Raw genomic sequence first — 18,568 nt, 5'->3', positions numbered from 1 at the left:
GCGGGCGCAGCACCTGTCAAAGCCATTCAATGTCGTTGAAGCCGCGGTGGATGTAGCCACCCTTGGAATAGGATTCGCCTTCGTATCCGAAGACCGGCCAGAGTTCCTTTTGATTATAAAGGCTTACAACCAGGTCGCCCCGGACGGCCTGGAAGAATGGCGTTTGTTCGATGTCCCTCAGGATCGCTACGCGGGCGTCCTCCCATCCGAGGCCTCGGTATCCTCCGGCTCCAGATCGCTTGTCGAGATCCGCAATGCCGTCCTCGATGAGTTTCTTGTGCTCTGGTTTCTGACCGGCGAGTGTGTCCTGTCCCTTGACCGCGATCGCATAGAAGCGATCAGCAAGTTGGTCGTGTGGATAGATGTCGCGTGCCAACAGGATCATTGTTGCGATGGTTTCTGGCTTTAGGGCTGTCGCTTCCACACCCCACGCGGCTTGGGGACAGATCACGGTCTGTCCAGCTATTATAAGCGCGGCGCCGACTGTGCCACGCTTGAGCAACTCACGTCGCGAAAGACCGCGCGAATTCTCGAAAACTGTCGTCATAATTTCCTCCCATGTTGTCGGATGTCTGCCCCATGGCAGACGTCTGCCGCTCCTCCTCAGGATGGCAACGCCCCTACTTGAAGCGACCATGTCGCTGCAGAATCTCAATGCGGTAGCCGTCCGGATCGGTGACGAAAAAGAAGCGCGCAAGCAGCCCGCCATCATGCGAAAAATCGATGATTCTTCCCGGCTCGACCCCTGCGTCTGAAAGCCTCTGGTGCTCAGCGTCGAGATCGGAGACAGACACGGCAAGGTGGCCGTAGCCATCTCCTATCGAGTAAGGCTCGCTGCGGCCCTTGTTGATCGTCAACTCGACTTCAAATTCGCTTTCGCCGCTACTCAGATAGACAAGCGTGAATGTTTCGAAATCGAGCCGGTCTGCCGCCTTCAGTCCGAAGACCTTGTCGTAAAAAGCTAGTGAGCGGGCCTCGTCCAGCACCCGGATCATCGAATGTATTGCCTTTGCCAATCCAGCCTCCGTGATTTTCAAGAAATCTACGCCGTAAAGGAAAGCTGTGGTAGCAGCGGCTTACCACACGCAAAAAAGTATCAAGGGATGCCCGCAAGTCAGGAATTTTGCGCTGTTTTCACCGCAATGATGATTTGACGGCCCCCTCGCACAGGCACATATTCGGGTCCAATAAAAAGCAGGAGGAATCTATGTGTGAAATCTATGCAGGGCAGAACCCCGAGCGGTATCGACCGATCAACCGATCGGTTAGGATCGGAGGGCATTCGACCAGTATTCAGCTTGAGGCGGCGTTCTGGATTCTTATCGACGAAATTGCCAGGGAGCAGGGGTACACTACCGCCCAATTCCTTTCGAAGCTGTATGATGAGGCTTTGGAGATCAATGGTTCAATCTCCAATTTCAGCTCACTCCTCCGCACAAGCTGTCTGATCTACGCTGACCGCCGCGGTGGAATGGTGCAGACACATGTCGAAGCTGCCGAATAGAAGGGGTCCTACTATCCCCAATGAAGGCGCATGGACGTCTGGCCGATGCCTGGATTGAAGCAATTGCAAGGATCCAGATTCCGATAGTGCGATTGTAGCACCTCGTCCGCCTTATAAAGATGGCCGACATTGTGTTCCGCCGGATAGCGCGCGCTTCGGTCATCAAGGAGCTCAAGGATTTTGTGTTCCATCTCTAGCCAGTCGACGCTTGGTCTGACTAGGTAGTCCTGATGAAATACGTGGCAGAAAAAATGGCCATAATAGAGCTTGTGGACGATCTGTGCTTCGAGTTCCGGGGGCAGACGCTCCACCCAATCGTTCTCGTTGCGGGGCAGGGCTATGTCGAGCGCGACAATTCCGCCGGTTGATCGGCCGTTTACGGCCCGATATCTGACCGCGGCTCCGGCAGTAGCAAAACGATGCAAGAACGCCGCCGCCCCCTCTTTTGCATTGCATTCGAAATAGGCACCCTCTTCCGATGGATAGAGACTAGAGAGAAGCTCGGCGGTTTCTTGAACTGCCTCGCCGGCCACCTTGATCATAAGATGGTGCTCGAAACGCTGCCGAAAGTCACGGAGCCTGACGGGAAGGTGGGGAGGAAGAATCCGACTGAAGAGTTGCAAGAGACGGTCTGTCGTATTCGCGGGCAGGAAACGAATGCGTTCGGCGCATGCATCAAGCCTGCTTTTTATGTCGAAGAGGCGAGGGATGCGGCCTGTGCCCAGCCACTTTACTAGAAGATAGGTGTCTTTGCCGTACTTTTCCGCAATATCGAAGGCGTCACGATGTATATACTCCGCGGAGATCGGAAGCTCTTTGAAGGCCCCAAGGATCTCTCGACGAATTCGTGTCAGTTCTCCAGGGTCGTTCGTTCCGATGTAGAACACCTTCGTGTTCTTTGTGACCTCGAACGTGTCGAGACGAACCGCGAATACAATTACCTTTCCTGCCGATCCCGAAGCCTCGTGGAGTCGCCTAGGATCCATATTGAAACGCGCGGGCGTCGGCTCATCGATTTGCCTTACATGGGAATGATATTCGCGGTCCGACGCCACTTTGTTCTCAGACCAATCGATGTGCACTGACTCATAGTCTTTATTGTCGAGACGTCGGAGAATTTCCTCCGGGGTGTTGCCGAGATCTATGCCAAGGTGATTGATCAGGGAAAGGCGGCCCTCGTCATCGACTTGAGCAAAAAGGGCAAGCTCCGTATATGCCGGACCCCGTTGGATAAGAGAGCCACCGGAGTTGTTGCAGATGCCACCGACCACCGACGCGCCCAGGCATGATGAGCCAATGACAGAATGAGGCTCTCGGTCGATGGGCCGGAGCGTTTTTTCGAGTTCATCGAGAGTGGCTCCTGGGAAAGCGACCACTTGGCGTCCATCGCCGAGCAACTGCAGTCCCTTGATACGCATGGTGTTGATGACAACCAACTTGCGCTCTCCAGCCGCTCCAAAAGGTGTGGAACCACCGGTCAACCCGGTGTTGGCCGCTTGAGCGATCACCGTTGCCCCGGCCGCGATACAATGCTTCAGGACCAGCCATAACTCGACCAGGCTCCCTGGGAGTGCCACGGCGTGAGCTTTGCCATCGCCAAAGCGGAATCCTTTGATGAAACGGCGCATTTTGATTGGTCTCGTTACTACGAATTTTTCGCCCACTACCGTCCGAAGCTGATCACTGAGTTCCATTGCGCATCTGTCCATTAATGAGGAGTGGTCGATTCCCCGACCTAACCTGAAGACGATAGCGACTTGATTGGGGCGTTGGTGGTAACATTGCACCGCATCGCACGGCATTCGAATGGAACTGCTTGCGCTAAGAGACAACCGGCATCGACGGCACCTTTGGGAGGTGAACGCTAGACCGCAAGGCGGGTGCGGAAGACCAGTTCCTCGTCGAGCGAGAACATCTGGCGGTGTAGAACGAGGGCGCCCCCCAGGGCCGGGCCATCCACGTCGAGCTCAGACAGTCTGATCTCCGGTATCGGCTGATCTGCAAGCACGTTCGCCGCCAGCGCCTTGTCAAGAAGATTGCCGCAAAGCGGAAATAACGATGCAACCTTTCCGCCGAGCACAATTCTCGATGGGTTGAAGATGCTGCCGATCATGGCGACTGTCCGTCCAAGATAAAAGGCCCAGTCCCGCAAGGTCGAAATTGCCGCTGGTTCCTCCCGGAGTATGGCCTCATAGAGGTCTGAAAATCCGATGGCGGAGCCACCATGTTGACGATATCTCGCAAGGACGGCGTCCAGACCAATGTAGCTTTCGACAGAGCCGGCGGGCGTAGCAAGCTGGACAAAGCCACTGTCACCGATGATGACGTGGCCAAACTCCCCCGCATACCCGTCTACACCTCGCAGAAGTTCGCCATCCTTGATGATCGCGCCGCCGACACCGGAGTCGAGAAAGAGATAGATCTCGGTTGCGGCAGGTTCTTTCCTGTCCTGAAACGCATCAGCGAAGGCGAAGGCGTTCGCATCATTCTCGGCGATTACGGTTGGAAATTCCGGGAGACTCTTGATCAACCTTTCCAGCAGTGGTTCGTTGTGCCAACCGAGAAAAGGTGCCCGCAGTACATTCCCTGCCTTATCTATAAGACCTGGGACGGTCACACAGAGGCCACGCGACGTGTAGTTGTCGCCAATTCTGGACTGAATGGCCCGGACGCCGGCTGCAAGGCGCTCGATGAGATCGCGCGGTTCGTTGGAGACCACATCGAAGTCAAAGACTTCCTTGGCTATTGGCTTGGCGTCCAGTCCGAGCGCGACTATGCAGATTCTTCCGACGCCGATGTCTGCGCCGATAAATAACGCACGGCGAGCGTTGAGTTGGACGAAGGTTCCCGGTCGCCCGGTTCCCGCGCCTTTGTCCTCTTCCGAGTTGTCCTCCACGAGCAGCCCTTCGTCGGCCAGGCCGGCTACGATGCTGCTTGCTGTCGAGCGCGTTAGCCCCAGTTCCTTGGCTATGTTCGCTCTGCTGATCCGCCCGTTCCTCAGAATGACATCAAGGACCCGCATTTCATTGATGTGCCTAACGGCACGGGGCATGGACATGCGCTTCTCCCAAACTTGCAGCCGTTCACAAGAACAGATGAACAATCAAAGATGTTACAATCGCGTTGAGGCCCATGGCTATCCCGGAAAATAGACCCGCGACCGGATCGACGCTATACGCTCGGGCCGTACCAATGCCGTGAGATGCCAACCCGACTGCGAAACCCCGAGCACTATAGTCGCGGATCCGCATGGCGTTCATAAGCGGAGTTACAACGATCGCTCCGCAGATCCCGGTCAGAATGACAACTGCGGCCGTCAATGCCGCATCGCCATGCAAATCCGACGAGATCGCCATCGCCACCGCAGCGGTCGTGGATTTCGGGGCGAGGGATGCGACCACGTTCGGCTCGAATGCGAACATTCGGCAAAGAAGCAGGGTCGACCCAACCGCCGTGAGGCTTCCGACGAGTAGAGCTACGAGCATCGGGATCAGGTTGGCCTTCACTAGCGAGAGCTTTTCGTAGAGCGGGATTCCTAATGCGACGGTCGCCGGCCCCAGGAGGAAGTGAATGAACTGTGCTCCGGAAAAGTACGTGTCGTAGTCGATGTTGCCGACCTCCAGGGTGAGCACCATGAAGCAGACGGAAAGCAGGATAGGGTTCAAAATCGGATTGCGCGGCCAGAGGCGTGCGACGTGTGTCGCAATGATCCAGACCACGAGCGTCCCTGTCAGCCAAAGCAGCGGCGATGCTGCGAGATAGACCCAAAGACCTTCACTCATCGTGTCCGCTCCCGAGCATTCGCTTTGTCACGAGAAAAGTCCAAACTGTGGCGACCAAAGTGACAACCGTTGAGACCACGATTGTCATAGAGAGGGCAATGCCCCGATCTCGGATCAGGTCGAGGTGCTGGACGATGCCCACGCCAGCAGGGACGAACAGAACTCCCATGTTGGCGAGCAGGGCGGTCGACGTAGCAACGGCACTTTTGCCGAACTGTTCGAGCCGCGGGCTGCGTCTCGCGATGACCAACGCGACCGCGATCATCACCATGCCGATGACCGGACCCGGAATGACCCGGCCCAAACTGTAGCTGAGAATTTCCCCAGCAAGCTGGAACAGCAGCAGCAGCGTGATTCCAACGACCATTTTTTTAGCTCCGTCATCTCTTGTTGACTCTTATCTCCTAATATGTTTGTTTTCAATCCAAACAAACAGGAGGACTTTGTTTGTTTTGTATGGAGGACCGCATGTTGCCGGTCCATGGGAGGATAAAATGCGTTCTACCCTCAAGTTGCTGGCCGCATCGGCCATTCTCAGTGCGTCGGTCTCCGGCCTTGCTTTGGCGGCGGAGACTGTGGAAGTGCTTCACTGGTGGACGTCGGGCGGCGAGGCGGCTGCGGTCGGTGTGCTGAAAGACGACCTTCAGAAGCAGAACGTGACATGGCAGGACATGCCAGTTGCTGGTGGTGGCGGCGAAGCTGCGATGACCGCCCTGAAAGCCCGCGTCACCTCCGGCAATCCACCGACGGCGGCACAGCTTCTGGGCATGGCCGTGAACGAGTGGTCCGAAGAAGGGCTGCTGGGCGACCTTACGCCTATTGCTGAGAAGGAAGGCTGGGACAAAGTCGTTCCGGACGCCATCAAGAATTTCGCCGTGCACGACGGGAAATGGCAGGCGGTCCCAGTAAACATCCACCGCCCAAACTGGCTCTGGATCAACGCGAAAGTCTTCAAGGAAAACGGGCTCGAACCGCCTAAGAATTGGGATGAGTTCAACCAGATCGCCGACAAGCTGAAGGCAAAGGGCATCGTGCCGTTGGCTCACGGTGGTCAGCCGTGGCAGGACACGACGATCTTTGACGACGTCGTTGTCGGTATCGGCGGTCCTGAGTTCTATAAGAAGGCCATTCTGGAACTCGACGAGGAATCCCTGCGGTCCGACACGATGATCAAGGTCTTTGATCAGATGCGAAAGATTCGAGGATACGTCGATCCGAACTTCTCCGGGCGCGACTGGAACCTTGCCACCGGCATGGTGCTCAAGGGTGACGCCGCCATGCAGCTCATGGGCGACTGGGCCAAGGGCGAGATCGTCAAGGCGAACCTGAAGCCGGGCGTGGACATTCTTTGCGTTCCTGCTCCCGGTACTGAGGGAACGTTCCTGTTCAATACCGACTTCTTTGCCATGTTCCCAGTCGGCGAAGACAAGCTGCAGGCGCAGTACAAGCTCGCCTCGAGCGTCATGTCTCCCTCGTTCCAGGAAGCATTCAACCTCGTAAAGGGATCGATCCCGGCGCGCACGGATGTGCCTGGCGACAAGTTCGACGCCTGCGCGCAGCGCTCCATGGCAGACCTCAAGGCGGCTCAAGGCGCTGGGACAATGATGGGTTCGCTGGCGCACGGCCATGCCGAGCCGGCCGCGATCCAGCGTGCAATCTTTGACGTCGTCACACAGCACTTCAACTCGGACATGTCGTCCAAGGATGCGGTGGCTGCTCTCGTGAACTCGGTGAACGCCGCGAAGTAACCGTTCCTCCCTGGCCCTGCCGTTCGAGAGGGCGGCGGGGCCTAAATTCCAGCGCGATTGATTTCCGCCTGGTTGGAACCGTTTGATCCGGCGAAATCCCATGGGCGATACAATGTCTCTTTCCAAACGTCTCAAAGACGCGATGCCTGCGATTGTTCTGTCGCCATCGCTCGCGGCAATCACGGTCTGTGTTTATGGCTTCATCGCTTACACCGCGATTTTGTCGTTCACTGGCTCGAAAATGTTTGCCCGCTTCGATTTTGTCGGCTGGCGACAATACCAGCGTCTCTTCGAAAACCCGCGGTGGATCACGGCAATTGAGAACATGGGCATCTTTGGCGGCCTCTACATTCTGTGCGCGACCTGCCTGGGATTGTTCATCGCTATCCTCATCGACCAGAGGATCCGCTTCGAGGGCGTTTTCCGCGCGGTGTTCCTATATCCGATGGCGCTCTCATTCGTCGTGACCGGCGTAATCTGGCAGTGGATGCTGAACCCCGGCCTCGGACTTGAGCACATGATGAGAAGCCTGGGTTGGGAGTCCTTCACCTTCCAGTGGCTCGTCGATCCGGATAGGGCGATCTACACGATCGTCATTGCTGGCGTCTGGCAGGTCACGGGCTTTGTCATGGCGCTGTTCCTCGCGGGGCTTCGGGGCATCGATTCGGAGATTCTCAGGGCGGCACGCGTAGACGGTGCCCCGATCCACAAGGTCTATACCCGCATCATCATCCCTGCATTGCGGCCGGTGTTTCTAACCGTGTTCGTGATCGAAGCCCATCTGGCGATCAAGAGCTACGACCTCGTCGTTGCTCTTACGAAAGGCGGGCCGGGCGTTTCCACCGAGTTGCCATCGACGTTCATGTATTCGATGACGTTCACGCGAAACGAACTGGGCGTGGGCGCTGCCAGCGCGACCGTGATGCTGGTCAGCCTCGCAAGCATCATCGTTCCTTACCTCTACTCGGAGCTCCGCAATGACCGCACTGCTTGACAGCACCCATGCGGCTGCGACACGCCGCCCAGGAAACATCCGCTGGTCGAAAGCCTTCGGACGGGTCTTCGTCTACGGCTGCCTGATCATTCTCGCGCTGGTGTTCTTCGCGCCACTGCTCTCGATGGTCTTCACGTCGCTGAAGGACATGGACGAGATCAGATCGGGCAATCTCCTCTCGTTCCCACGCATGCCGAGGCTCGACGCCTGGGCGAACGTCTGGGGCGCATCATGCATTGGCGTCACCTGCGGTGGCCTGAAGGGATACTTCGGGAACTCCTTCCTGATCGTGGTCCCAGCAACGCTTATCTCGGTCGCACTGGGGGCTCTCAATGGCTACGTCTTCGCACAATGGCGTTTCAAGGGTGACAACATCCTGTTCGGCTTGATCCTGTTCGGCTGTTTCATTCCCTTCCAGATCGTGCTCATTCCCATGGCCGGCGTCCTCGGTAAGCTGGGGCTTGCAGGTACGATTCCTGGTCTGGTTCTGGTCCACGTCGTCTACGGCATCTGCTTCACGACGATGTTCTTCCGGAACTACTTCGTCACTGTGCCTGGCGAAATCTTCAAGGCGGCGCGGGTAGATGGGGCCGGGTTCTGGGCAATATTCTTCCGGATCCTCCTGCCGATCTCCTGGCCGATCGTGATGGTATCGGTCATCTGGCAGTTCACAGGTGTCTGGAACGACTTCCTGTTCGGCGTATCGTTCGCGGCAGGAACCAATCAGCCCGTAACGGTCGCGCTCAACAATCTCGTCAACACATCCACCGGAACCAAGGCGTACAACGAGGATATGGCTGCCGCGATGATCGCTGCTCTGCCGACTATCATCATCTACGTGGCGGCTGGCCGGTATTTCCTTCGCGGTCTGATGGCCGGCGCAGTCAAGGGGTAATCGTCGTGGCAAATCTCGCTATCAATCATGTGTCAAAGAGCTTCGGGGCGGTCTCCGTTCTCAAGGATATCGACATTTCGATCCAAGACGGAGAATTCCTCGTCCTCGTCGGTCCATCCGGCTGCGGCAAGTCGACACTCCTATCCATCATCGCCGGTCTGGACGATCATACGTCCGGAACGATCACCATCGACGGAAATGCGGTCGACGGTTTGGAGCCCAAGGAGCGCGATATTGCGATGGTGTTCCAATCCTACGCGCTATATCCGGCGATGTCGGTGGAACAGAACATCGGATTTTCGCTCGAAATGAGCAAGATGCCGAAGCCCGAACGGACTGAGCGCGTCCGAAAGGTGGCGGAGCTCCTCCAAATAACCCACCTGCTCACGCGCAAGCCGGCTCAGCTCTCCGGCGGCCAGCGGCAGCGCGTGGCAATGGGCCGGGCTCTCGTCCGCGAGCCGAAGATCTTCCTGTTCGATGAGCCGCTTTCGAACCTCGATGCCAAGTTGCGTGTCGAAATGCGGACGGAGATCAAGAAGCTCCATCAGCGCCTGGGAGCGACGATCGTCTATGTCACCCACGATCAGATCGAGGCCATGACAATGGCGACCCGAATTGCGGTGATGAAGGATGGAGTTCTCCAGCAGTTTGGTACGCCCGAAGACATCTACGACAGGCCATCAAACGTGTTCGTGGCGACGTTCATGGGATCTCCGCCGATGAACCTCCTTCCCGCTACCGTCGTCGCCAACGGAGAGAGCCGTCGGCTCAGTCTAAAGGGGGCGGATGCAGTGCTTCCCGTTCCGGGCACAACAGTCGGCGCGCTCAGCGAGGGCCGCGAAGTCCTGCTCGGCCTTCGCCCGGAATGGCTGTCGCTCGCAACTGGCGCGGCCGAGAGCAGGCCAACGTTGGATCTTCATGTCGAAGTCATCGAGCCCACCGGTCCTGATATTTTTGCGGCGTTGCGGGCCGGCGAACGCGAAATCATGGCGCGTTTGCCGACGGGCACTCCGATCCAGTCGGGCCACAAGTCCCCATTTGCGGTCGATCTCTCAAAGGCAATACTCTTCGATGCCGCAAGCGGCGTCGCTCTCTGAACTCACAAGAAGGAATCCTTTCATGCCAGCAAAACAGGAACGTCGGCTTCGGGTGGGAGTGCTAGGCGCGGGGCAGATCGCCCAGGCGGCGCATTTCGAGAGCTGCACCAAGGCCGCCAATGCCGATCTCTATGCGATCTGTGACGTAGCCGACGACCTGCGCGAACGCATGGTCGTCACACACGGCGCAGAGAATTCCTACAACGACTACGACAAGATGCTCGCCGATCCAAACGTCGACGCCGTCATCATCGCCACGGCCGACGCCTTCCACGTTCCGGCGTCGCTTCGGGCGCTCGAAGCCGGCAAGCACGTGCTGTGCGAGAAGCCGATCGGCGTGACCGTCGAGGAATGCCGTGAGTTGAAGGCGGCGGTCGAGAAGTCCGGGAAGATCCTTCAAGTCGGCCACATGAAGCGCTTCGACGCCGGGCTGCAGGCCGCCAAGTCCTTCATCCGCGACGAGATGGGCGAGATGGTCGCCCTGAAGGCCTGGTACTGCGACAGCACCCATCGCTACCCGATGACCGACGCGGTCCAGCCCCTGGTGGTGACCAGCGCCAACGCAAAGAAGCCGTCGACGAATCCCAAGGCCGACCTGCGTCGCTACTACATGCTGGCGCATGGCTGCCACCTGATCGATACGGCCCGCTACTTTGCAGGCGACATCCTCTCGGTCGACGCGCGGCTGTCGGAGCGTGCCGGTATCTGGTGCTGGTTCGTCGATGTCGAGTTCGCCTCCGGAACACTCGGCCATCTCGACCTGACGGTGCAGGTGCGGATGGACTGGCACGAAGGATTCCAGATCTACGGCAAGAACGGCAGCATTCTCGGGAAGACCTATAATCCCTGGTACTACAAGTCGAGCGAAGTGGACATCTTCCGGGAGGCGGACGGAGCGACGCACCGGGTGCTCGGCGCCGACGGTCACTTCTATCGCCGGCAAGTCGAAGGATTCGCCCGCACGATCCTCGACGGTGCGCCGATGGAAGGAGCCGACATCGACGACGGCCTGGCATCGGTGCAGGCGATGGTCGCCATCGCCCGTTCGGTGGAGAGCGGCAAGTCAGTGGCGCTGGCCGACGTCTCGGGAGGCGTGTGATGAAGCTCGGCATCTTTGCGAAGACGTTCGAAGGATCCGATCCGGAGACGGTGCTGAAGGCCGTGAAGGCGGCCGGCTATTCCTGCGCGCAGTACAACATGGCCTGCTCGGGCCTGGCGTCGATGCCGGACGAGATCGGTCTCGATGCCGCCCGGGCGGTAGCCGAAGCGTCGCGGTCCACGGGCGTCGACATCGTCGCCGTCTCGGGCACCTACAACATGATCCATCCCGACCTTGCCACCAGACAGGCGGGCCATCGACGGCTCGAGGTGCTTGCGGCACGCTGCGTCGACATGGGAACCCGTCTGATCACGCTGTGCACGGGCACGCGTGATCCGGTCGATCAGTGGAAGGAGCATCCGGACAACAACACGCCTGAGGCATGGCGCGATCTGCTTGGAGCGATGGAGAAGGCCCTGCGCATCGCCGACCGCTACGACGTGGATCTCGGAATCGAACCTGAGCTGGCCAACGTCGTGAACTCCGCGGAGAAGGCGAAGCGTCTCATTCACGAGCTGCAAAACCCGCGCATCAAGATCGTCCTTGATCCCGCCAACCTGTTCGAGGTGGCATCGCCGGAACAGCAGCGGGACCTCGTGGCGTCGGGGATCGATCTTCTTGCTGACCGGATCGTGATGGCTCATGCCAAGGACCGCAATCGCGACGGAACCTTTGCGACGGCCGGGAAGGGCGTCCTTGACTATGACTTCTACCTTTCGCGTCTAAGAGCCATCGGTTTTGAGGGCAGCTTGATCACGCATGGGCTGGCGGCTTCGGAGGCGCCCGGCGTCGCCGAGTTCCTGAACGGCCACCTTAGCGGCGGAAGCTCGATCGGGGTCGGCAGATGAGTGGCGAGTTCAGGACGACCGATGGAACTCTTCTCAATGTCGACGATGTTGGCAAAGGCTTGCCGATCGTTTTTCAGCACGGCCTGTGCGGGGATGCGGGGCAACCCCGTGAGGCATTCCCTGTCGATCACGGTCTGAGACGCATCACCATCGAAGCGCGGGGCCACGGAAGGTCGCAGCTCGGGCCCCTTGCGGGGATTTCTATTGCGCAGTTCTCTGACGACATCGCCGAATACATCGAGAACAACCTCGACTCCCCCGTAGTCGTCGGTGGGATATCCATGGGCGCTGCGATTTCCTTGCGCCTTGCAGTCAAGCGTCCCGATCTTGTCCGGGGGCTCATCATTGCAAGGCCCGCGTGGATCATCGAGGCTGCGCCGGAGAACATGAAGCCGAACGGTGAGGTTGGTCGACTGCTCAAGGAACTGCCGCCCGACAAAGCGAAGGCGGCCTTTCTTGACGGGCCGACCGGACGCGATCTCGCCGAACACGCGCCCGATAACCTCGCATCGCTGACTGGCTTCTTTTCGCGCCAGCCGCTCGATGTGACTGCGGCGCTCCTGGAAGCTATCGCCAGCGACGGTCCAGGAGTTACGAAGGCCGAGGTGAGGGCGCTGGATGTGCCCTGCATGGTGATCGGCCACGCCAAGGATTCCATCCACCCGCTTCCATACGCCCAGACCCTGGCACGCCTGATCCCCGGATCGCGTTTCGTCGAAATCACCCCCAAAGTCGATAGCCGAGCACAGTACGTCTCGGATTTCCATGCCGCAATCAACCGTTTCGCAGAGGAACTGAAAAACCATGGCTAGCCTTTCCAAGAACTGGATCTCCGACCTTCCCGCGGACAGATTGATCGCCGAATTCTCCGTATGGTCTGCCGACCTCGCAAACCTCGCGGCGGAGATGAGCCGCATCGATCCCTACGTCGACGTGCTTCACATCGACGTGGCCGATGGACACTTTGCACCTGCAATGCTTTTCTTTCCCGACCTTGTTGCCGCGATCAGGAAAGTTTCCTCACGCCCGATTCACGTGCACCTGATGGTTGATGATCGAATCCTGCTCTCACAGATCGAACAGTTCGCGGAGGCGGGCAGCGACCTCATCAGTATTCAACTCGAAAATGAGAGCGTCGCGGACGCCGCACTTGATCTGATAGAACGCAAGGGTATTGCAGCGGGGATGGTCCTCAAGGTCGATACTCCGGTCGCCAGGGTATCTAAGTATGTCGAACGCCTCAACTTCTTGACACTCCTGGGAACCGCGATCGGCGTGAAGGGACAGGGACTGGATGAGAGGGCCGGCGAGCGTCTGCGGGAGGCGAAAGCACTAATCGCGGCGTCCGGCGCCACTCACCGAATTATCCTTGCCGCAGATGGCGGGATCCGTGAACATACGGTTCCGCTGTTGCGCCAGAACGGCGCGGAAACAGTCGTGTTGGGGTCGCTTGCTTTCAACTCTCCCTCTCTCGAAGAGAGGATGGCATGGCTTCGGGCGCTGTAATCAGATCGAGGGCAACCATGGACGAGATTGCTGTTGGCATCGATCTCGGCGGTACGCAGGTCCGCGCTGCACTTGTTGACGAGCGAGGGGCGATCCTCGCTCGCGCAGAGGAGCGCACAGATGCAATGGCCGGCCCCGATCGTGTTCTCAGTCAGATGACGAACCTTGTCGATCGGCTCCTCGCGGGCGTGGACGTCTCGACGGTGGTAGGAGTGGGGGTATCAGCCCCCGGTCCGCTAAACACCGAGGCGGGCGTCGCACTCGACATTCCGACTCTAAAGGGTTTCAGCAACTATCCAATCACTGCCGAGCTACAGAAACGCCTTGAGTTCCCGGTCAATCTGGAAAACGACGGCATTGCCGCCGCGATCGGGGAATGGCAATTTGGAGCGGCTCGAGGGCTCTCCAACATCCTCTACGTCACAGTAAGCACAGGGATTGGAGGCGGTGCCATCGTCGACGGCCATGTGCTACGTGGCCGTAAGGGCATGGCTGGCCACATCGGCCATATGTCCGTTGTGCCGAATGGCGAACTCTGCCCATGCGGGAACCGTGGATGCTTCGAAGCCTATGGTTCCGGTACGGCCTTCACAGCACGGGCAACAATGAGAGCGGCTGAATCCTCTGATACCTCGCTTGGGAAGAATGGCGTCGCGATCGACAGCAAGTCTGTATTTGCCGCAGGCAGGGACGGGGATGTCTTGGCAAACCAGCTTATAGACGAGGAGGCGGAGATACTCGGTCGCGGCTTTACCAGCCTTCTGCACATATTTAGCCCGGACCTGATCGTTATGGGCGGTGGACTGTCGCACGAGTTCGAGCGCCTTCAGCCAGTCATCCACGCCTATATCCGAAGATGGGCTATGCCCGCATTCAAAGACGTAAAAGTGCGCCACGCCGCATTGGGCCAAAATTCGGGGCTCGTTGGTGCTGCTGCGCTGGCATTCCTCGCTCGCGCCGAAACGCGCGCGGCCATGGCCGGCAAATAGCAAGAATGGGAGGACGTGAATAATGTTGACAATCAAGCGGCTCAGCCTCGACGACGCTCGCTATCTCATCGCAGGAGCACGGACGAGAGCTGAACAGATCGGCGTTCCAATGTGCATCGCGGTCGTGGACGAGTCTGGCCAACTCATTGCCTTCGAACGGATGGACGGGGGCAAGGTCACCAGTTCGATCATTGCGCAGGACAAAGCTTACACGGCCGCCGGCGCGAAACGGACCACCGAAAGCTATGGCGATGCGAGCCAGCCGGGGAAACCTGCCTATGGGATAAACTCCGCCATAGGCGGTCGCTTGCTTGTCGTCGCCGGTGGCATACCTGTCACGGTCGACGGTGAAATCGTGGGGGCTGTTGGCGTAAGCTCTGGCACACCTGCCCAGGATTCCGATTGTGCTCAGGCGGGAATTGAGGCGTTCCTCGCCACGCTCCGATAGCTCAGCTCACAATCGGCCGACAATACGTGCGACGCCCTGACGTGGTTCTTGTACGCGAGGGAAGAGGCGAGCACCTGCAACTCCAACGAGTCTTGCGGGATTGACTGCGCTAGGCCCGCTTTCGGCAGAAAATACGCGGCATAAGGGTGATTATCTCGCTGAAACGTATGATTTATTTGGAATAAACCAACTATCACCACCACCCCGCAAAAAATCCTAAAAAAGAGCTTGAAATTTCATTCTGAAATGTGTTTCACTCCTCACCAATAAACCCGGACGATGTTATTGGCTCGGTGGAGGGCCCAGTCTGATGGCTGAAACAACGTCTTCCGACACGTGTGGGAGGATTTCGTTTGAGTTGGGAAGAACCCGATAAGGCCGGATCGCAATAGGCGAGGCAGCCTCGATTTAATTCGAAACCAAAACGGCATTCGACGGCTCCGATCGCACCGATCGGCGCAACGGCCTGCCGTTCTCAATCGATACGTTGATGCGTCGAGGTCCGGGCGCGGCAGCGACGCAATTGCGGGGCCGTAACCGAAAACTCTGGAGGAGAGAAAATGGGAATTCTACGAAAGTGCGCACTGTCGTTCGGTGCCATGATGCTCGGATCGCACTTCGCACAAGCGGAGACTTTGACGATCGCGACTGTCAACAACGACGACATGATCGTCATGCAAAAGCTCGCCAGCGAATGGGAGAAGAGCAGCGGCAACAAGCTGAACTGGGTCGTCCTTGAAGAGAACGTCCTGCGCCAGCGCGTCACGACCGATATCGCCACGAAAGGTGGCCAGTTCGACATCGTCACCATCGGCGCGCTCGAAACGCCAATCTGGGGCAAATCCGGTTGGCTGACGTCGCTCGACGATCTTGGCGACGACTACGACTACAACGATATCTTCAGCTCGGTCAAAAACGGTCTCTCGGCCGACGGCAAGCTTTATGCCGTTCCGTTCTACGCCGAGAGTTCCTTCACCATGTACCGGACCGACCTCTTCGAAAAGGCCGGCCTGAAGATGCCCGAGCAGCCGACCTGGACGCAGATCGCCGAATTTGCCTCCAAGCTGACCGACAAGTCCAAGGAACAGTATGGCGTGTGCTTGCGCGGCAAGCCGGGCTGGGGCGAGAACATGGCCCTTATCACGCTGATGGCGAATGTCTGGGGTGGCACCTGGTTCGACATGAAATGGCAGCCGCAGCTTACTTCAAAGCCGTGGAAAGACGCTGTGAACTACTACGTTGACGTGATGACGAAGTACGGTCCTCCGGGTGCGACCGCGAACGGTTTCAACGAAAACCAGGCTCTTTTCTCTGCCGGTCATTGCGCGATGTGGGTGGACGCGACTTCGGCAGCAGGCCGATTGTATGACAAGAAGACCTCGAAGGTCGCCGACGTGATCGGCTATGCAAAGGGGCCTGGAGAAGTCACGAACGTGGGCAACGGATGGTTCTGGGCCTGGGCATTGGCAATCCCGGCAACGTCTCAGAAGACGGAAGCCGCGAAAAGCTTCGTGAAATGGGCGACTTCCAAGGACTACGTGAAGCTGGTCGCTAAGAACGGTGGCGTCGTCACGTCGCCCCCGGGTACACGCAAGTCCACCTACTCGCCGGAATACCTGAAGGCCGCACCGTTCGCGGAAACGACCGAGAAGGCTATCGAAACAGCAGATCCTTCGAAGCCGACCCGTGATCCTGTTCCGTATAACGGCATCTCGTTCGTCATCATCCCCGAATACCAGGGCATCGGTACGACGACCGGGCAGGCAATAGCGGGTGCGCTCGCTGGTCAGACTTCAGTGGATGAAGCACTGCAGACGGCTCAAGACAACGCTGTCGAGGTCATGACGCAGTCGGGTTACATCAAGTAACACCACGGCGCGCCCCTGACGCCCGGTCGCTCACCTCCCGCGACCGGGCGTTCTTTCCAAATCAGGTATGCACGAGACGGAGTCAGAAGAAATGGGAGCTCGCTCTAGGGAAGTACGAACCGGGCCATTGCTCGCACCTGCAGTCGGTCTCCTGTTGTTCTGGATGATCGTGCCGCTGGTACTCACGCTCTGGTTTTCGTTCCAGCGCTACAATCTGCAGAACCCACTGATCACGGGATTCGCGGGGATCACCAACTACAAGCTCCTGCTTTCGAACGCGCGCCTTTGGATCGCCATTCTGAACACCCTCGTTCTGGTCGGAAGCGTCCTTGCAATTACGGTGGTCTGCGGGATTTTCTTCGCCGTCGTGTTCGACCAGGAGTTCCCCGGCCGCAACATTGCGCGGCTCCTCGTCACGGCACCTTTCTTCATCATGCCGACGGTCAGTGCCCTGATCTGGAAGAACCTGCTGATGCACCCGGTCAACGGCTTCTTCTCCTATCTGTCGCGATGGGTTGGCCTTCCGGTGGTGGACTGGTTCGTGCAGCTACCGATGTTTTCCATCATCATCATCGTCTCATGGCAGTGGGTGCCCTTTGCGACGCTGATCCTGGTGACGGCGATGCAGTCACTTGACCGCGAGCAGTTGGAAGCTGCCCGGATGGACGGCGCGAAAGGTTGGTCGATGTTTTGGAACATCACCCTCCCGCACCTGCTGCGTCCGATTTCGGTCGTGGTCATGATCGAGTGCATCTTCCTGCTCGCAGTCTTTGCGGAAATCCTCGTGACGACGTCCGGCGGGCCAGGACTGGCGACGACAAACCTCAGCTATTTCATCTACATGCGCGCACTTCTTCAGTGGGATGTTGGTGGCGCCTCAGCGGCAGGCGTGATCGCGATCATTCTCGCCAACATCGTTGCAGCATTCCTCATCCGAACCTTTGCGCGGCATCTGGAGCGCGACTGACATGACCAATTCGAGAACCAATCTTCTTGCAGGCATAGTCGGCTGGGCGGCCGCCATAGTGATGTTCTTCCCGATCTTCTGGATGGTCGTGACATCGTTCAAGAGCGAGATCGACGCGGTCGTTCCTTCGATATCCTTCACGCCTACTCTCCAAAGCTACGCAGATGTGAACAGTAGGGCGGACTATCTTTCATACGCGCTGAATAGCGTCATCGAGTCGGTCGGATCGACTATCCTCGCCTTGGCGATCGGTCTGCCCGCGGCCTATGCGTGCGCGTTTTACCCGAAGAAGGGCACCAAAGATCTCCTGCTGTGGATGTTGTCGACGAAGATGATGCCTGCGGTTGGCGTGCTGGTGCCGATGTATCTGCTCTTTCGGGACGCAGGGCTCCTGGACACGCGATTTGGCATCATCATCCTGTTCACATTGTCGAACCTGCCGATCATCGTCTGGATGCTCTACTCATTCTTCAAAGACGTTCCGACACAGATCCTGGAGGCTGGTCGCATGGACGGCGCGAGGTTCTGGACCCAGATGCGCTACATACTGATCCCGATCTCGCTTCCGGGGATCGCCTCCACCGCGCTCCTATCAATCATCCTGTGCTGGAATGAAGCGTTCTGGACACTCAATCTGACCGCGTCGCGAGCCGGCCCGCTCACAGCATTCATCGCTTCGTTCTCAAGTCCGGAAGGTCTGTTCTGGGCGAAGCTCTCCGCGGCCTCGACGCTGGCGGTCGCCCCGATCCTCATCATGGGCTGGCTGACACAGCGACAACTGGTTCGCGGTTTGACCTTCGGAGCCGTCAAATAGTGGACGCAT

The 18,568-nt window shown here is 58.3% G+C and carries 20 protein-coding genes; 14 read left to right on the top strand and 6 right to left on the bottom strand.

Translation table 11 applies throughout. From position 1 onward, the window contains the following. Window positions 1-16: 16 nt before the first annotated feature. Both ATY79_RS22310 and ATY79_RS22305 read right to left on the bottom strand, forming a co-directional pair. Entirely contained in the window at window positions 17-547 is a 531-nt protein-coding gene (locus ATY79_RS22310; RefSeq protein ID WP_088704916.1) for a Twin-arginine translocation pathway signal, read from the bottom strand. Between the two features lie 73 nt (window positions 548-620). After that, window positions 621-1,016, bottom strand: coding sequence for a VOC family protein (locus ATY79_RS22305; RefSeq protein ID WP_088704915.1), 396 nt, complete (start codon window positions 1,014-1,016; stop codon window positions 621-623). Between the two features lie 191 nt (window positions 1,017-1,207). On the opposite strand from ATY79_RS22305, the gene ATY79_RS22300 reads away from it, so the two are divergent. Further along, the gene (locus ATY79_RS22300; RefSeq protein ID WP_088704914.1) at window positions 1,208-1,504 is read left to right on the top strand and encodes a ribbon-helix-helix domain-containing protein; all 297 of its coding nucleotides are present in this window, start codon (window positions 1,208-1,210) and stop codon (window positions 1,502-1,504) included. Window positions 1,505-1,515: 11 nt separating this feature from the next. Here the strand turns inward: ATY79_RS22300 and dld are convergent, their stop codons facing one another. From dld to ATY79_RS22280, 4 genes are all read right to left on the bottom strand, one after another. Next, entirely contained in the window at window positions 1,516-3,198 is a 1,683-nt protein-coding gene (dld, locus tag ATY79_RS22295; RefSeq protein WP_245312428.1) for a D-lactate dehydrogenase, read from the bottom strand. A 170-nt stretch (window positions 3,199-3,368) separates the two neighbouring features. Then, window positions 3,369-4,562, bottom strand: coding sequence for an ROK family transcriptional regulator (locus ATY79_RS22290; RefSeq protein ID WP_088704912.1), 1,194 nt, complete (start codon window positions 4,560-4,562; stop codon window positions 3,369-3,371). A 25-nt stretch (window positions 4,563-4,587) separates the two neighbouring features. Continuing rightward, entirely contained in the window at window positions 4,588-5,286 is a 699-nt protein-coding gene (locus ATY79_RS22285; RefSeq protein ID WP_088704911.1) for an LrgB family protein, read from the bottom strand. Continuing rightward, window positions 5,279-5,653: a CidA/LrgA family protein gene (locus tag ATY79_RS22280; protein ID WP_088704910.1), complete on the bottom strand. Its 375-nt coding sequence runs from the start codon at window positions 5,651-5,653 to the stop codon at window positions 5,279-5,281. The genes ATY79_RS22285 and ATY79_RS22280 overlap by 8 nt, the downstream gene beginning before the upstream one ends. Before the next feature lie 127 nt (window positions 5,654-5,780). Here ATY79_RS22280 and ATY79_RS22275 point away from each other — a divergent pair, with 127 nt between their 5' ends. The 13 genes from ATY79_RS22275 to ATY79_RS22215 all read left to right on the top strand — a co-directional run bounded on the left by ATY79_RS22275 (window position 5,781) and on the right by ATY79_RS22215 (window position 18,559). Beyond that, complete coding sequence (locus ATY79_RS22275; protein ID WP_088704909.1) at window positions 5,781-7,034, top strand: ABC transporter substrate-binding protein; 1,254 nt, start codon at window positions 5,781-5,783, stop codon at window positions 7,032-7,034. Between the two features lie 100 nt (window positions 7,035-7,134). Continuing rightward, window positions 7,135-8,028: a sugar ABC transporter permease gene (locus ATY79_RS22270; RefSeq protein WP_088704908.1), complete on the top strand. Its 894-nt coding sequence runs from the start codon at window positions 7,135-7,137 to the stop codon at window positions 8,026-8,028. Next, window positions 8,012-8,923, top strand: a complete 912-nt coding sequence (locus ATY79_RS22265) for a carbohydrate ABC transporter permease (protein WP_088704907.1) — start codon at window positions 8,012-8,014, stop codon at window positions 8,921-8,923. The genes ATY79_RS22270 and ATY79_RS22265 overlap by 17 nt, the downstream gene beginning before the upstream one ends. Window positions 8,924-8,928: 5 nt before the next feature. Continuing rightward, window positions 8,929-10,020, top strand: coding sequence for a sn-glycerol-3-phosphate ABC transporter ATP-binding protein UgpC (gene ugpC / locus ATY79_RS22260; protein ID WP_088704906.1), 1,092 nt, complete (start codon window positions 8,929-8,931; stop codon window positions 10,018-10,020). A 22-nt stretch (window positions 10,021-10,042) separates the two neighbouring features. Continuing rightward, on the top strand, window positions 10,043-11,119 hold the full coding sequence (locus tag ATY79_RS22255; RefSeq protein ID WP_088704905.1) for a Gfo/Idh/MocA family oxidoreductase: 1,077 nt from the start codon (window positions 10,043-10,045) through the stop codon (window positions 11,117-11,119). Further along, window positions 11,119-11,967 (top strand): sugar phosphate isomerase/epimerase, encoded by an 849-nt coding sequence (locus ATY79_RS22250; protein WP_088704904.1) that lies wholly within the window; start codon window positions 11,119-11,121, stop codon window positions 11,965-11,967. Before ATY79_RS22255 ends, ATY79_RS22250 begins: the two co-directional genes overlap by 1 nt. Then, window positions 11,964-12,779, top strand: coding sequence for an alpha/beta hydrolase (locus tag ATY79_RS22245; protein WP_088704903.1), 816 nt, complete (start codon window positions 11,964-11,966; stop codon window positions 12,777-12,779). Before ATY79_RS22250 ends, ATY79_RS22245 begins: the two co-directional genes overlap by 4 nt. Beyond that, window positions 12,772-13,473 carry a ribulose-phosphate 3-epimerase gene (locus tag ATY79_RS22240; protein ID WP_088704902.1) on the top strand — a complete coding sequence of 234 codons (702 nt, stop codon included), beginning with the start codon at window positions 12,772-12,774 and terminating at the stop codon, window positions 13,471-13,473. Before ATY79_RS22245 ends, ATY79_RS22240 begins: the two co-directional genes overlap by 8 nt. A gap of 17 nt (window positions 13,474-13,490) precedes the next feature. Continuing rightward, window positions 13,491-14,462 (top strand): ROK family protein, encoded by a 972-nt coding sequence (locus tag ATY79_RS22235; RefSeq protein ID WP_088704901.1) that lies wholly within the window; start codon window positions 13,491-13,493, stop codon window positions 14,460-14,462. 22 nt (window positions 14,463-14,484) lie between these two features. After that, window positions 14,485-14,910 carry a heme-binding protein gene (locus tag ATY79_RS22230; RefSeq protein ID WP_088704900.1) on the top strand — a complete coding sequence of 142 codons (426 nt, stop codon included), beginning with the start codon at window positions 14,485-14,487 and terminating at the stop codon, window positions 14,908-14,910. Window positions 14,911-15,470: 560 nt separating this feature from the next. Continuing rightward, a complete protein-coding gene (locus ATY79_RS22225; RefSeq protein ID WP_088704899.1) occupies window positions 15,471-16,778 on the top strand; it encodes a sugar ABC transporter substrate-binding protein in 1,308 nt (435 codons plus the stop codon). Between the two features lie 91 nt (window positions 16,779-16,869). After that, window positions 16,870-17,745, top strand: coding sequence for a sugar ABC transporter permease (locus tag ATY79_RS22220; protein ID WP_210421413.1), 876 nt, complete (start codon window positions 16,870-16,872; stop codon window positions 17,743-17,745). 1 nt (window position 17,746) lies between these two features. Next, complete coding sequence (locus ATY79_RS22215) at window positions 17,747-18,559, top strand: carbohydrate ABC transporter permease (RefSeq protein ID WP_088704897.1); 813 nt, start codon at window positions 17,747-17,749, stop codon at window positions 18,557-18,559. Window positions 18,560-18,568 lie beyond the last annotated feature (9 nt).

It is taken from the genome of Rhizobium sp. R693, assembly GCF_002211315.1.
In the GTDB taxonomy this organism is placed as follows: Bacteria; Pseudomonadota; Alphaproteobacteria; order Rhizobiales; family Rhizobiaceae; genus Rhizobium.
Note: the sequence above shows the minus strand (reverse complement) of the source record. Positions and strands in the feature narration are given on the sequence as shown.

Bases quoted from the DNA above. Each gene is read 5' to 3' on its own strand.
- ATY79_RS22285 (WP_088704911.1), bottom strand. From the start codon at position 5,286: ATGAGTGAAGGTCTTTGGGTCTATCTCGCAGCATCGCCGCTGCTTTGG.
- ATY79_RS22280 (WP_088704910.1), bottom strand. From the start codon at position 5,653: ATGGTCGTTGGAATCACGCTGCTGCTGCTGTTCCAGCTTGCTGGGGAA.
- ATY79_RS22230 (WP_088704900.1), top strand. From the start codon at position 14,485: ATGTTGACAATCAAGCGGCTCAGCCTCGACGACGCTCGCTATCTCATC.
- ATY79_RS22275 (WP_088704909.1), top strand. From the start codon at position 5,781: ATGCGTTCTACCCTCAAGTTGCTGGCCGCATCGGCCATTCTCAGTGCG.
- ATY79_RS22245 (WP_088704903.1), top strand. From the start codon at position 11,964: ATGAGTGGCGAGTTCAGGACGACCGATGGAACTCTTCTCAATGTCGAC.
- ATY79_RS22215 (WP_088704897.1), top strand. From the start codon at position 17,747: ATGACCAATTCGAGAACCAATCTTCTTGCAGGCATAGTCGGCTGGGCG.
- ATY79_RS22270 (WP_088704908.1), top strand. From the start codon at position 7,135: ATGGGCGATACAATGTCTCTTTCCAAACGTCTCAAAGACGCGATGCCT.
- ATY79_RS22240 (WP_088704902.1), top strand. From the start codon at position 12,772: ATGGCTAGCCTTTCCAAGAACTGGATCTCCGACCTTCCCGCGGACAGA.
- ATY79_RS22225 (WP_088704899.1), top strand. From the start codon at position 15,471: ATGGGAATTCTACGAAAGTGCGCACTGTCGTTCGGTGCCATGATGCTC.
- ATY79_RS22310 (WP_088704916.1), bottom strand. From the start codon at position 547: ATGACGACAGTTTTCGAGAATTCGCGCGGTCTTTCGCGACGTGAGTTG.
- ATY79_RS22300 (WP_088704914.1), top strand. From the start codon at position 1,208: ATGTGTGAAATCTATGCAGGGCAGAACCCCGAGCGGTATCGACCGATC.
- ATY79_RS22265 (WP_088704907.1), top strand. From the start codon at position 8,012: ATGACCGCACTGCTTGACAGCACCCATGCGGCTGCGACACGCCGCCCA.
- ATY79_RS22255 (WP_088704905.1), top strand. From the start codon at position 10,043: ATGCCAGCAAAACAGGAACGTCGGCTTCGGGTGGGAGTGCTAGGCGCG.
- dld (WP_245312428.1), bottom strand. From the start codon at position 3,198: ATGGAACTCAGTGATCAGCTTCGGACGGTAGTGGGCGAAAAATTCGTA.
- ATY79_RS22235 (WP_088704901.1), top strand. From the start codon at position 13,491: ATGGACGAGATTGCTGTTGGCATCGATCTCGGCGGTACGCAGGTCCGC.
- ATY79_RS22220 (WP_210421413.1), top strand. From the start codon at position 16,870: ATGGGAGCTCGCTCTAGGGAAGTACGAACCGGGCCATTGCTCGCACCT.
- ATY79_RS22290 (WP_088704912.1), bottom strand. From the start codon at position 4,562: ATGTCCATGCCCCGTGCCGTTAGGCACATCAATGAAATGCGGGTCCTT.
- ATY79_RS22250 (WP_088704904.1), top strand. From the start codon at position 11,119: ATGAAGCTCGGCATCTTTGCGAAGACGTTCGAAGGATCCGATCCGGAG.